The organism is Peribacillus sp. B-H-3 (assembly GCF_048572925.1).
Lineage (GTDB): Bacteria > Bacillota > Bacilli > Bacillales > DSM-1321 > Peribacillus.
In genome coordinates this window covers 1940800-1954938 of the sequence record NZ_CP183879.1, presented here as the reverse complement: position 1 = coordinate 1954938, position 14139 = coordinate 1940800, and the positions used below count along the sequence as shown (strand labels likewise).

At 42.5% G+C, this 14139-nt stretch carries 12 protein-coding genes; all 12 read right to left on the bottom strand.

From position 1 onward, the window contains the following. Positions 1 to 68: 68 nt before the first annotated feature. Positions 69 to 860, bottom strand: coding sequence for a cell division protein FtsQ/DivIB (locus tag ACN6MY_RS09700; protein ID WP_419883762.1), 792 nt, complete (start codon positions 858 to 860; stop codon positions 69 to 71). Positions 861 to 1002: 142 nt separating this feature from the next. Beyond that, positions 1003 to 1911 carry a UDP-N-acetylmuramate dehydrogenase gene (gene murB / locus ACN6MY_RS09695; protein ID WP_419883761.1) on the bottom strand — a complete coding sequence of 303 codons (909 nt, stop codon included), beginning with the start codon at positions 1909 to 1911 and terminating at the stop codon, positions 1003 to 1005. After that, positions 1908 to 2138, bottom strand: a complete 231-nt coding sequence (locus tag ACN6MY_RS09690) for a hypothetical protein (protein WP_419883760.1) — start codon at positions 2136 to 2138, stop codon at positions 1908 to 1910. Before ACN6MY_RS09690 ends, murB begins: the two co-directional genes overlap by 4 nt. A 358-nt stretch (positions 2139 to 2496) precedes the next feature. Further along, on the bottom strand, positions 2497 to 3597 hold the full coding sequence (gene spoVE, locus ACN6MY_RS09685; protein WP_419883759.1) for a stage V sporulation protein E: 1101 nt from the start codon (positions 3595 to 3597) through the stop codon (positions 2497 to 2499). A 200-nt stretch (positions 3598 to 3797) separates the two neighbouring features. Beyond that, on the bottom strand, positions 3798 to 5150 hold the full coding sequence (gene murD / locus ACN6MY_RS09680) for a UDP-N-acetylmuramoyl-L-alanine--D-glutamate ligase (protein ID WP_419883758.1): 1353 nt from the start codon (positions 5148 to 5150) through the stop codon (positions 3798 to 3800). After that, positions 5151 to 6128 (bottom strand): phospho-N-acetylmuramoyl-pentapeptide-transferase, encoded by a 978-nt coding sequence (mraY, locus tag ACN6MY_RS09675; RefSeq protein ID WP_419883757.1) that lies wholly within the window; start codon positions 6126 to 6128, stop codon positions 5151 to 5153. 162 nt (positions 6129 to 6290) lie between these two features. Then, positions 6291 to 7754: a UDP-N-acetylmuramoyl-L-alanyl-D-glutamate--2,6-diaminopimelate ligase gene (locus ACN6MY_RS09670; RefSeq protein ID WP_419883756.1), complete on the bottom strand. Its 1464-nt coding sequence runs from the start codon at positions 7752 to 7754 to the stop codon at positions 6291 to 6293. Between the two features lie 166 nt (positions 7755 to 7920). Then, entirely contained in the window at positions 7921 to 9843 is a 1923-nt protein-coding gene (locus ACN6MY_RS09665) for a stage V sporulation protein D (protein ID WP_419883755.1), read from the bottom strand. Positions 9844 to 10019: 176 nt separating this feature from the next. Further along, positions 10020 to 12209, bottom strand: a complete 2190-nt coding sequence (locus ACN6MY_RS09660; RefSeq protein ID WP_419883754.1) for a penicillin-binding protein — start codon at positions 12207 to 12209, stop codon at positions 10020 to 10022. Beyond that, entirely contained in the window at positions 12209 to 12568 is a 360-nt protein-coding gene (gene ftsL, locus ACN6MY_RS09655) for a cell division protein FtsL (RefSeq protein WP_419883753.1), read from the bottom strand. Before ftsL ends, ACN6MY_RS09660 begins: the two co-directional genes overlap by 1 nt. Positions 12569 to 12599: 31 nt before the next feature. After that, positions 12600 to 13532, bottom strand: coding sequence for a 16S rRNA (cytosine(1402)-N(4))-methyltransferase RsmH (gene rsmH, locus ACN6MY_RS09650; RefSeq protein WP_419883752.1), 933 nt, complete (start codon positions 13530 to 13532; stop codon positions 12600 to 12602). Positions 13533 to 13582: 50 nt separating this feature from the next. Next, complete coding sequence (mraZ, locus tag ACN6MY_RS09645; protein WP_419883751.1) at positions 13583 to 14014, bottom strand: division/cell wall cluster transcriptional repressor MraZ; 432 nt, start codon at positions 14012 to 14014, stop codon at positions 13583 to 13585. Positions 14015 to 14139: the final 125 nt, after the last annotated feature.

Genomic DNA, 14139 nt, shown 5'->3' with positions numbered 1-14139 from the left:
TGAGCAAAGGGCAGCTTCCCCCAAGTAGTATAGCCAAGTTTTAATCATAGTGACTAAGCTATATAACCCTAGTTTCCGCTGCTATCATTCTCGCTTCCATCAGTCTGTCCTGGAGTTTTATAGGCCTTGAAGAAAGAACCAACTTCAAGGTCAATAACTCCCTTGACGTTTTTATTCAACTGGCTGACAATTGCGGGATAATGTACCATTTTATCTGAAAGCGTTGGGCTTGTCGCACTAACTTCAAAACCGTCATTCATAAACATTGTAATATGGTATTCATCAGTTTTCGTCGGGTCATCATGGATTTCCGATATGGAATTCCTGATTTCCTGCGGAAGCTTTTCGAGCTCCGACAGCAGTTTATTCAAAGCTTTCCCCTCAGAAAAATCTATAAGAACAGGCGCATATACAGGGATCTCCTTCTTTTTTAACGGTGTCAGGATCTTGCCGTTCTCCATGACAGGATAAAATAAATGATCCTTCGAAATGTATGCAATGCGTTCATATTCGGTAACATTGATTTTCACGGTGTTCGGGAAAAGGGAAGAAATCTTCACTGTATCTATTTCCGGATACTTCTTTATTAGGGCAATGGTACTTTTTTTATCTATATTCCATATGCTTGTATCATTTGACAGCTTGCTTGACTTTATGATCTTCTCTGAAGCAATATAGCGATTGCCATCAACTTTAATGGTTCGAATATGGCTTAAAGGAGAAAGAAAATATAATATGCAGGCGACGAGAATGAAAAAAGCAGCAAGCAGCAAAATCAGCCTTCTATTTGCTTTTCTTTTTCTCAGTTGTTTAAGCTTGGGGATGCGGTCTTCAATGGAAATAATTTTCCCGTTCTCCATCCCTCTCACCTCTTCCTGAAACCAATAGACTCTTTTTATCAACCGGCTTGTCTTGTTAAGAAATCCGAACAGAAAATGCCTGAAAACCAGGGTTTTCCAGGTAAATTATAACATATGTTAAAAAGTGAAAATATGGATTTTTCTATTTCCGGCCGATAATTTCAACTTCTGTTTCCATTTCCACTCCGTATTTCTCAAGCACTGTATCCTTTACGTGCTGAATAAGAGCCAGCACATCTTCAGCACGGCCATTGCCAGCATTTACGATGAAATTTCCATGCATTTCCGATATTTGCGCACCTCCGATAGAATGCCCTTTTAGTCCGGCCTCCTGGACCAAGCGGCCTGCATGATGGGGAAGCGGATTTCTGAAAATGCTTCCTGCGCAGGGAAGATTATATGGCTGGGTATCTTTGCGGTAATTTTTATTCTGCTGCATCCTTTCGGTGATTACTTCTTTATTTCCTTCAGTTAATTCAAAGACAGCTTGGATGACAATGCCTGGTCTTTTTTTCTGAAGAACCGATGTGCGGTAGGAAAACTCCATTTCCTCGCGATTAAGCCAGGAAAAAGTGCCATCTTCAAATAAAACGTATGCCTTTTTCAGGATATTGGAAATATCCGAGCCATGGGCTCCTGCATTCATATAAACGGCCCCGCCGACTGAACCGGGAATACCGCTCGCAAATTCAAGGCCAGCCAATCCTTTTTTGCTGATCTGTACAGAAAGGCTGACAAGCGAAAATCCAGCGCCCACGGTAATTTCGGTCCCGTTTATCTCTAGAGAATCCAGGCCTTTTCCAAGCTTGATAACTGCTCCTTCTATTCCTTCGTCAGAGACAAGCAGATTAGAGCCCCTTCCGATTGCACGCCATTTCATATGATGTTCCTTAATGACCTTCATGGCATTTTCAAGACTTTCAACGGATGACGGCTCGATAAATAAATCCGCAGGGCCGCCAATTTTCATTGTTGTATGGTTAGAAAGCGGTTCGTTTTCAAGTACCTTTCCAACCTGCATTTCCTTTAGCTGTTCAGCTGCTTCTCTCATTGTAATCCTCCTGCAATTGTCTCAAATAATTTTATCGTATTCCACATTGCTTCCATGGGTTCATCTTTTCCTTTTAGACCCTGCTTTGCGGAAGCATGCTCCTTTTCACTGCCGGTTTCATTTTTGCACCCTGCAATTAAAGCTGCCCGCTGATCCGGCCATTGTTCAAAGGCCAGCGGGATTTTCCTCTGCGACTCCTGGATTTTTATGAGCGGACATTTTAACATATCATTAATGCAGTTGTCAGTGTTAATTATATGTATATAAAGGATAGGACCGCCCGCAGTCTTTCTTCAGCCCATGTATTAAAATCAGTCAAAAGGTAAAATATCCAGCATCCTCCTGCCAGTGCTTTAATGCAACGCCAGACCATTTTTATAAAGCAGGCAGCCTTGAATAAAGATATGCACTGAAGGCTTTACCCTCTTATACTATAGTCTAAACAATGCTCTAATGCCAATAAATACTTATAAAATCCGTTTTAAACTTACATGGTAAAAATGGTTATTTTTTATACAAATCCGACCTAATTCTCATAAAAGATGAAAAAAAAGCTCCGCTCATATAACGGAACTTCTAAGTGTGTCAATATCGGGAATATCGGCTTATATTAAGTAAAACGCCGATGGCCATCAGCATTAAAGTCAATGATGAACCTCCATAGCTTAAAAACGGAAGTGTGATGCCTGTTACGGGCATCAGCCCTGTTACAACACCGATATTTATCATTACCTGGATGGCAACCATGGCAATAATCCCTACAGCAACCAGGCTTCCATATAGATCGGGTGCCCCCAGCGCAATTCTTATGCCTCTCCAGAGCAGAAGTGCAAACAGCAGGATAACCAGGGAGCCTCCGATGAACCCCAATTCTTCTGAGAGTATGGCAAAGATAAAATCTGTCTGCGGTTCAGGAAGATAGAAGAATTTTTGCCTGCTCTGGCCGAGCCCGAGTCCGAACAGACCGCCAGGACCGATGGCATAGAGCGATTGGATAATTTGGAACCCGCTGCCAAGGGAATCCTGCCACGGATCCAGGAAGGAAGTAATACGTTTCATCCGGTAAGGCGCTGACAAAACCAGTCCCACAAAGCCAGTAAGGCCCAGCAGACCCAAAACACCAAAGTGGCTTACTCTCGCACCAGAAATAAAAATCATGACGATGCATGTTCCAACCATCACTGTACCTGTCCCAAGATCAGGCTGCAGCATAATCAGCCCAAAAGCAGTAAATACAAGGGCTAATGCGGGAAGCAGGCCTTTTCTGAATGATGTAATCAGCTTTTGTCTTTCAGAAAGAAACTTTGCCAAAAAGGCTATCATTGCAAGCTTCATGAATTCTGAAGGCTGGATGGAAAATGCCCCGACCCCTATCCAGCTCCGTGATCCGTTCCTAGCGACCCCTATGCCTGGTATCAGCACCACCAAAAGCAATACAAAACAAATAATAATTAATGCTTTAGACCAGGTCCTCCATGTCCAATAATCCACATTCATAATAAAAAACATGGCAATGACGCCAACAAAAGCAAAAAGCATTTGCCTTTTGGCAAAATAAAAGGAGTCATCAAATTTATAAGCTGCCCATATTGCAGAGGCACTGTAAACCATGATTAGCCCTATTGCCAAAAGACTTAATGTAACAATGATCAAAATCAGATCTGGATTGGATTTTTTTATGGGCACAAGTTAACACCTCTAGGAAGATATTAGAGCTGAAATCATGAGCTTTTGGCGGTTTCATAAGAGAAAACCGAATATCAGGACTGCAGTCTGATAAGCCAAAAAAAAAGCGATACATAAAATTATCGCTTTTTCCTCTAGGATGCCGAATGGAAGGATTCTTCCTTATGCTAAGCTCAGGTAATGCTTGTATGAAAAAGCTCTTAGTTAAGCTTATGCACGGCCTCCATAAACATGTCTCCTCTTTGTTCAAAAGTTTTATATTGATCCCAGCTTGCACAAGCCGGGGAGAGAAGAATGATATCGCCTTCGTCTGATAAATCGAAAGCGGCCGGCACTGCCTTTTCTACATTATCGACACGTTTTATAATAGATATTCCTGCTTCTTTAGCAGCACGCTCAATTTTCACGGCCGTCTCTCCAAAAGTAACCAGCGCCTTGACATGTTTAAGAGCGGGTATTAATTCATCAAACTCATTGCCCCGGTCCAGTCCCCCAGCAAGCAATACCACAGGATCCTTGAAAGAACCCAGTGCCTTTGATGCCGCCAGGATATTTGTTGCCTTTGAATCATTGTAAAACTTTCTTTTCTGGATGGTTTCCACATACTGAAGACGGTGCCTCACACCATGGAATGTGCTGAGTACGCCTGCAATTGCCTCATTGGAAGCTCCACTTAGCTTAACAGCAGAGACGGCAGCGAGGATGTTTTCAAGGTTATGCTTTCCGGGCAATGCGATTTGGGAGAGAGCAATAATTTTTTCTCCTCTGAAATACATATATTCATCCTCAATATATGCCCCATTCTCGTGCTTATTTACCGCAGAAAACGGCACAAGCTCTGCATTAGACCTTGCAGCCATAGCAGCAACCTCTTCCTGGTCGGCATTGTAAATGAAATAATCTTCACTTGTCTGATTTCTAGTAATATTTTCTTTCGCCTGCGCGTACTCGCTCCTTGAAGTATGATAATCCAGATGAGCATCATATAGATTTGTCATGATGGCAATATGAGGTTTAAATTCCAATATGCCCATTAACTGGAAAGATGAAAGTTCGATGACAATCGTGTTGTTTTTCATCGCCTTTTCCGCGACCCCGGAAGCCACTGTTCCGATGTTCCCTGCAATTAGAGGAAGTTTATTGCCTTCCCTTAGCATTTCAAAAATCAAGGTCGTTGTGGTAGTTTTGCCATTTGTTCCCGTAATACCCACAAAGGGAGCATCGCTTATTTGGTAAGCCAATTCAACTTCGGTAATGACAGGGATCCCTCGTTGGATAGCTCCCTGGATCAGGGGGTTTCGGTAAGGGATTCCGGGATTTTTCACGATCATTTCAAAACCTTCATCCAAAAGTTCTATAGGATGGCTTCCGCAAATTACCTTAATTCCCTGCTCAAGCAGACCCTGTGCCTCAGGATTTTCAGATAATGGCTTCATATCATTTACCGTTACAAATGCGCCGAGCTTATGCAGGAGGGAGGCAGCGGTAACCCCGCTCTTTGCCAGCCCCAGGACTAATATTTTTTTCTGAGAATATTTAGCTGTCTCTTTCAATTACAACCACACCTTCAAGTAGATTCCGAGTATTGCACAAAGCAGGCCTACAGACCAGAATGTTACTACGACTCTCCATTCCGACCAGCCAACAAGTTCATAATGATGATGCAAGGGACTCATTTTAAAAATACGCTTTCCTGTTGTTTTAAAAGATGCCACCTGAAGAATAACTGAGAGTGTTTCAATTACGAATACCAGGCCGATGATAATTAGCAGGAGCTCCATCCTTGTAAGAATGGCGATTGCTGCAATAGCCCCTCCCAATGCAAGAGATCCAGTGTCGCCCATGAATACTTTTGCAGGGTGTGCGTTAAATACCAGAAAACCCAGCACAGCGCCCACTACAGCAAGCGAAAAGACTGCTATATCATATTGAGACTGATTCCAGGCAAGCACTGCAAATGCCCCAAAAGCTATTGCAGAGGTTCCTGAAACAAGGCCATCAAGGCCATCTGTCAGGTTAACTGCATTAGAAAATCCTACAAGCCAGAAAATGATGATAAATAAATAAAACCAGCCTACATGTATGGAAAGATCTGTTCCAGGGATGGCTATCTCCGGAATAAAATGGCTTGTATTCTTGTATACGAAATAAAAAATAACAGATATGATAATCTGTCCAGCCAATTTTTGTTTTGATGTTAATCCAAGATTTCTTTTCATGACTACCTTGATGAAGTCATCCAGAAAGCCAAGCAGGCCAAAACCAAGCATCACCATCAATAAAAGGTACATTTCAACAGATGGCTTAAAAAATTTAAGCGTGATGGCCAATGTTGCTATCGTGACAGACAGCAATATCACCAGGCCGCCCATAGTCGGTGTTCCAGATTTTTTCTGATGTGACTTAGGCCCTTCCTCACGGATGCTTTGTCCAAATTTAAGTCTTCTCAGAAACGGTATAAACACAGGAGATAGAATTACCGTTATTATAAAACCTGCTAATATTGTATAAAAAATCACTTGTTCCTGCATGCCTTACTACCTCATTCCTAACTCATTAAAGTACTGATTTTGTATCGTGCCGATCTCTTCATCTTTTCCAGGATATGTTACCGGAGTTTTTTTCAGAATGCAATTTTCCTTAGATTTGAACAGAAAGCATTTTTAAATATTAACTGTCAATAAACTGAAACATCAATTCGCTTTCAGTATTGCCTTTTTTGCCGCTTCGCGATCATCAAAGTCCAGTACTTGATTGCCGATCAGCTGATAAGTTTCATGGCCTTTTCCTGCAATAAGGATTACATCGCCTTCTGCTGCCTTCGAAACCGCAAAATCTATAGCGCTTTGGCGATCCGCAATAATTGTGTACTTTTCTCCCTTTACCCCTGCTTCCATGTCTCTCAGAATTTGCAGCGGATCCTCGCTTCTCGGATTATCTGAAGTGAAGATAGGGTCTGTGGCCAGCCTGCAGGCAATTTGCGCCATGATTGGCCTTTTCGTTTTGTCGCGGTCCCCTCCGCACCCTACAATCACATACACTTTCTTTTTTGCAAACTCCAAAATGGTTTTCAAAACATTTTCAAGGCTGTCCGGGGTGTGTGCATAATCCACAATTACCAAATATTCCTGTCCAGCCTGCACAAGTTCAAATCGGCCGGAAACCCCTTTGATTTCTTCTATTGATGAAATGATGCTACCTGGGGATATTCCGGCGTATAAAGCTGCACCTGCAGCTGCAAGCACATTATAAACACTGAATTTACCGACAAGCTGGAGATGGACTTCTCTAGAAATACCAGGTGCCTCCAGGGTAAACGAAGTCCCTTTGGAAGTGATGCTGATATTCTTTGCCATAATATCCGCTTTCTGATCGATCCCATATGTAATCACATGTGCAGGAGTGGCTTTGATGAAATCAAGAGCTGCATCATCATCAGCATTGATAACCGCAAACTTTGGCCTGTTTTCCAAATAAGCATTTCCAAGCTGTGAGAAGAAAAGAGACTTGGCATGTTTGTAGTTCTCCATCGTTCCATGAAAATCCAGGTGATCTTGTGTAAGATTCGTAAAAACAGCAATATCAAAATCACAGCCATGGACCCGTCCCAGTTCAAGGGCATGTGAAGATACTTCCATGATTGCTGTATCTACAGATGACTCTGCCATTTCATGAAAAGTCTGCTGCAGGGTGACGCTGTCAGGTGTAGTATTTTTTGTATTGTATACCTTGCTCCCGACTTTTGTATACATTGTTCCAATCAATCCAGTTTTTTGCTTATCATCGTGAAAGATCTTTTCCAGCAAGTGAGAGGTTGTTGTTTTGCCATTTGTGCCTGTAATGCCAATCAAACGGATTTTTTGGGTCGGATGCTCATAAAAAGCATCTGCCAAAACAGACATAGCTCTTTGTGTATCCCGTACTGCAATGACCGGCACATCTAAAGGAAGAGGTTTTTCAGACAAAATGGCGGCTGCTCCATTTTCAACGGCAGATTGTGCATAATCATGGCCGTCTACGGTGTATCCTTTGATACAAACAAACAAGCTTCCTGTCCTGACTTTCCGGTGGTCGTTTTCTATTGAAGTGATAGTTGGATTATCACCTTCGAATACTGATAAAGAGTGTAAATAAGAAAGTAACTTGTGAAGCTTCATTTTTCCATCCCTTTCAACCTGTTTAGAGCTATTAATTATAAAGGAGGAGAGCAGTGCGTGTCGAGGACTATCTGTAACCAATATTATGCCTCTGCTCCATCTCCTCCGTAAACAAAGCGGCTGATTAGCTACAGCCGCTTCAAATCATCCTTGTATTATTTTATACTTATTCTCCGCTTTCGCCAAGATATATTCGTATAGTTGATCCTTCTTTCACCTTTACACCGGCATCTGGAGCCTGTTTTATGACTTTATCCCCAGTTCCTGCAATATCGAGCTGAAGGTTCACATCCTGTGTCTGCAGATCCTTTTTGCTCATTCCCACGATATTAGGCACTTTAATCATCACAGGATCAAGCCAGGTTGTTTCTTTTTCAATCTGCTGTTTCCTGGGTTTCACCCCTAACGCCCTCAGTGAATCATCCATGATGTTCCCTACGATCGGAGCTGCAATCACTCCGCCGAATTTTACCGCGGCTTTTGGATTGTCAATAGCAAGGTACACGACAATTTCAGGCTTATCTGCTGGAGCAAAACCCATGAATGACACGATGTAGTTATTTTCCAGGTACTTTCCGTTTTGCGCCTTTTGCGCAGTTCCAGTTTTACCGCCAACCCTATAAGACTCCACAAAAGCTTTTTTTCCGCTTCCCTTTGCGACTACAGATTCCAGCGCATTACGGATTTCAGCGGACGTTTTAGCGGAAATGACCTTCCTTTTTGCCTGCGGCTTTTTTTCCATCAAGACCTTGCCAGTTTTGGGATCAATCAGTTCCTTGGCAATGTATGGCGTATACAAGGTACCGCCATTGACTGCTGCAGACACAGCTGCTACCTGCTGTATGGGTGTTACAGAAACTCCTTGTCCAAATGCCGTCGTAGCCTGTTCCACTGGCCCCACTCTATCCATATTGAACATAATCCCCTTGGATTCCCCTTGAAGATTTATTCCGGTTTTCTCTCCAAAACCAAAATTATGGATATACTCGAACAATTTATCTTTGCCCAAACGATTCCCCATCTCAACGAATCCCGGGTTGCAGGAATTTTCTACAACTTCCAGAAAAGTCTGGTCTCCATGCCCTCCCCTTTTCCAGCAATGCAGATTGGCCCCCCCGACTTCCACATGACCGGAATCATAAAAATGCTCATTTGTCAGGTTTACTTTTTTCTCTTCTATTGCGGCAGCAAGGGTAATAATTTTAAATGTAGAACCTGGCTCATACGCACTCCAAACAGGCAGGTTCCGATTATAAACCTCTGGTTTGACCTTTTGGAAATTATCAGGGTCAAAGGTTGGCCTGCTTGACATAGCTAATATTTCCCCCGTATTCGGATTCATCGCTATACCCACTATGCCATCTGGGTCATAAGTCGCTTGGGCATTATCCAGTTCCCTTTCCATAATGGTTTGGATTTTGCTGTCAATTGTCAGTTTTAGATTATCTCCATCCTCGGGCGCTTTATAATCATCCGCCATGTTTTTCATTCTTTTCCCTTTAGCATCCGAGTAGAACTTCACATACCCCTTTTTGCCGCTAAGCTCTTTATCATAGGAGAGCTCGATACCCATTAACCCTTGATTATCCGATCCTGCGAACCCAAGCACATGTGATAAATATTCCCCAAAAGGGTAATGCCGTTTTGAATCTTCGGCTATATATACACCCTTTAACCCGAGAGCCTTGATTTGTTTTGCTTTTTCATGGGAGATTTTCCTGCCATCAGGTATAATTACGCTCATTTCTGATTTCGTAATTAACTTATACACACTCTCTGTATTGGCATCAAGAATGGATGCAAGCTTCTTGCTGGTATCCTCGGCATTTTCAACTTGTCTAGGAATAACAAAGACAGTCGGTGCTGAGATATTTGTCGCAAGTTTCACTCCATTTCTGTCCAGTATTTCACCCCTTTTGGGCTCAAACGGTATATTTCTGCTCCACGAATCCTTTGCGAGGCTTGTCAGCTTGTCTCCCAGATAAAATTGGACAATGCCCAGGCGAATATCAATGATTAAAAAAACAGCAAGCCCCACCACTAATGCAATAGCCAGTCTTTTTCTGACAGTTACGTTTGAAACGCGCAAAAAAGACACCTCCAATATCAGCTTGTACAACTATATGCTTGTTTGGATGCAGGCATTACACAAAAATATCAATGCTTCAAAAAACAGATAAGCATATACCTTTAATCAAAAAAGAAAGGCCCCGGCACGGAAGATACCTTCCGTGCCGGGGCCTTTCATGCACAAGACTGTAAAAATCAGTCATGTACTTCATCTTTCTTTTTTTCTGTTTTCAGCATATTAATATCACTTGGTTTCTTAAGGTTTACAATGCAGTAGGTTCCCTCTTTTATTACTTTTCCAGCTTTAAGGTTCTGGCTGCTGACATACCCCGTTCCAGAGGCATTTAGATCAAGTCCCGCAATACTTGCGACCTTCATTACGTCACGAAGAGACCATCCTGTCATATCAGGCGCTGTCATGCTTCCTTCTGTCCTTAAAATCACTTTCTCACCCTCAAGCAGCATACTGCCTGGTTTAGGGGATTGATCGATGACCATCTTCCCTTTGCCCACAACTACTGCGTCATATCCTTTATTGGTTAAATCAGCTTTAGCCGAGCTGGTTGTTTGGTCACGGTAATCGCCTATTTTCTCTGCCGTTTCATCTTTAAGATTTGACGGCTTGATATTCAGGTACTGCAGGCTGTTTTGCATGACCGGATCAAAAATTTCCGACAAGGGATCTGAGCCCACTTCGTTTCCGGCAAGCTGCGGCTGTTTTACAGCCACATACATGACAAGCTGAGGATCCTTTTTCGGTGCCATTCCCATAAATGAGAAAACATAATTGTTTTTGCCATGCAAATAGGCTCCGCCAGGACCGGACATTTGTGCTGTTCCGGTTTTTCCGGCAACTTCGTATCCATCAATTTTATATTTTTGCCCTGTTCCGTGTTTCGCTGTGATGACTGTTCCGAGATACTCGCGGACCTTCTTTGCCGTTTCAGCAGAAATTGGCTCGCCTGCCACAGACGGCTTCGTTTTTTCTATTACCTTTTTAGTATCCGGGCTAGAAATCGATTTAATAACATATGGTTTCATCATTTTCCCATTATTGGCCACAGCTGAGACCGCTTGGATCTGCTGAATCGGGGTTATTGCAGAAGCCTGTCCAAATGCTGTGGACGCCTTGTCCCGCTTCCACTTATATTGAATCTTGCTATTTGCTTCATAGGGGAGATCGATGCCTGTTTTCTTATCGAGCCCGAACTTGGTGAGATAATCCCTCAATCTGTCAGGACCCAATTTATCCATGCCAAGTGTCGCAAATCCTACATTGGAGGAACGCTGCACTGCCTCAAGGAAGGTCATGGTTTTCCCCTTTGGTATACCGCTGTGATCTTTTATCGGAATCGATCCGGGCACTTTATAGCTGCCAGAGGTATATGTACCGTTTGGATCAAAAACATTTTCCTGCACAGCAGCTGCAAGCGTGAATATCTTCATGGTTGAACCCGGTTCAAATGCTTCCTCTATTGATAGGTTATGCCAGGTATCCGCAAGCCCTTCCCTTGTTTGCGGGTGGAAGGTCGGACGCTGGCTCATCGCCACGATTTCCCCCGTTTTCGGATTAGAGACTATCGCAATGATATCCTTTGGATTATATTTTTTCTGTACTTTAGTAAGTGAGTCCTCAAGGAAGGTCTGAATTTTTTTATCGATTGTCAAAGTGACATTTTTTCCGTTTTTTGGAGGTGTAACATGCTGTTTGCTGTTTGGCAGCAGCACTCCCCAGGAATCGCTGTTATAAGTGATTTTTCCGTTTTTCTCTTTCAGATAATCATTCAAATATTTTTCTATGCCGAGTCTTCCGGCTGTTTTTCCTGTATCAGGATCCTTCTCTACAAAACCGATTAAATGAGAGGCAAATACTCCATTGGGATAAAAGCGCTTATTATCCCTGGCAAAGTAAATGCCGGGAAGCGCGAGCTTTTCAATTTTTTGCTTCACATCATTGGATAAATCCTTGCCGGCAGACCCTAATTCTACTTCAAACGCGCCTTTTTTGGTCAGCCTTTCATAAATAGCTTCCTTGTCCATCTTAATATACTTAGAAAGCTTTTCTGCCGTTCCTTCAGGATCTACCACATTGTTCGGTTTATTCTTATTCAATGTCACAGATTTGTCCAACACGGCCTTAAGTGTGAAAGATGACGTGTCTTCAGCGATTACCTCGCCTTTTGAATCCAGGATCCTCCCTCTTTCAGCTTCTATCGGATGCACCTTTTTATATTTTTTTTCTATTTTAGCTGCCAGAACCTGGCCTCCTGCTTTCCCGGTGGCTTCAATATAAACAAAACGGAATATTAATATAAAAAAGAGCAGGCCGAATATTAGAAATAATATCGCAGCTCCGCTCTTCATATTTTTTTGTTTCATCTGCATTATTTCTGCACAACCTTCACATTTTTCTCGTTCAGCTTTAGTCCGAGTTCTGCAGCTTTTTTCCAGATCCGTTCGTATGTGCTAAGCTCTCCAACTTGCACTTTCAGGTCATTATTCGTTTTCACCTGTTCATCTATTTTTGCTTCCGCTTGCTGGATGTCCTTATTGGTTTGATAAATGGCAGATTGGTTGGTGATGATTTTCACACCTGCAAAGGCAATCATTAAGCCTAACGCACACAATAATATAACTTCCCCAAAACTGATTTTGGCTTTCCGGACCGCCACGACCTGGCTTACTGGCCGCTGTTGCTGCTGTTCATATTGCTGTTCCTGAATTTTTTTTGCAATTGAGCTCACTGTCTACTCCCCCTCACAGAATATATTTATTTTATAGTTTTTCAGCTATCCTTAATTTCGCCGATCGTGACCGGTTATTTCCCTCAAGTTCCTCCTCAGACGGAAGCAGGGGTTTTCTGGTAATTAATTTCAATGGAGGCTTGAACTCCTCAGGTATGACCGGCAAGCCGTGCGGAAGCTCCGGCAAATCGCTTGCGCTTTTAAATACAGTCTTACAGATCCGGTCCTCAAGTGAATGGAAGGTGATGACCGATATCCTTCCCCCGGGATTCAAAAGCTCTATCGATTGCTTAAGTGAATTCTCAAAAACGCCAAGTTCATCATTTACAGCAATTCTGATAGCCTGAAAAATCCTTTTGGCAGGATGTCCGCCCTTTCTTCTGGCTGGTGCCGGTATTCCATCTTTAATAAGTTCTACTAGTTCAAAGGTCGTTTCAATAGGCTTCTTTTCCCTGGCAGCTTCGATTTTTCTTGCTATCTGCTTAGAAAATTTTTCTTCTCCATATTGAAAGAAAATCCTTGTCAAATCCTGAAATGACCATTCATTAACAACCCGGTAAGCAGAGATGTCTGAGTTCTGATCCATCCTCATGTCAAGCGGGGCATCATGATGATAGCTAAAGCCCCTCTCTGGCGTATCGAGCTGCGGAGAGGAAACACCTAAATCATAGAGGATTCCATCAACTTTATGTACTCCCCGGCTGTTTAGCTCTTCACTGATATGTTCAAAATTGCTTTGAATAAGGGTCACTCTGTCTCCGTAGCCGGCCAGTTTTTCAGCAGCATGATTTATTGCTGTAATATCCTGGTCAAATGCATATAGCTTTCCATTTGCTGATAGCTGCGATAACAGGTATTCACTGTGTCCTGCACCTCCGAGTGTACAATCTACATACACACCGTCAGGCTTAATATCTAAACCGTCCACAGTTTCCTTAAGCAGTACTGTTTTATGCTGAAACATTTTATACATCCTTCCAACCGATAATTGAAGCTGCTCTTCCCTGTACAGAATCAGATATCAAAACCTATCATGTTTTCTGCTATTTCAGCGAAAGAGTCTTCTGAAGTTGTAAAATAGTCTTCCCAAAGAGACTTGCTCCAAATCTCAATTCGATTGGAAACTCCGAGAATTACACACTCTTTTTCTAATTGACCGTAAGTAGTAAGCGGTGCGGGAATATTAATGCGCCCCTGTTTATCCAATTCGCATTCCGTAGCTCCTGAAAAGAAAAAACGGGTAAAAGCGCGGGCATCTTTTTTAGTAAGAGGCAAAGCTTTCAATTTTTCTTCAAGCAGTTTCCATTCGTCCATTGGATAGCCAAATAAACATTGATCAAGTCCCCGTGTTAAAACAAACTCTTCACCGAGGCTTTCTCTGAACTTAACCGGAACGATGATTCGTCCCTTCGTATCAATGTTATGATGGTATTCGCCCATGAACATGCCACTGCCCCCACTTTCTTATATCAATGTACCACAATCCCCCACTTTTCACCACTTGTTTTTACTTTCGTTAAAAGGGAAAGTAATTCCTGCTTTTGCAATTGCTTTTTCCTGAGGATGACTGT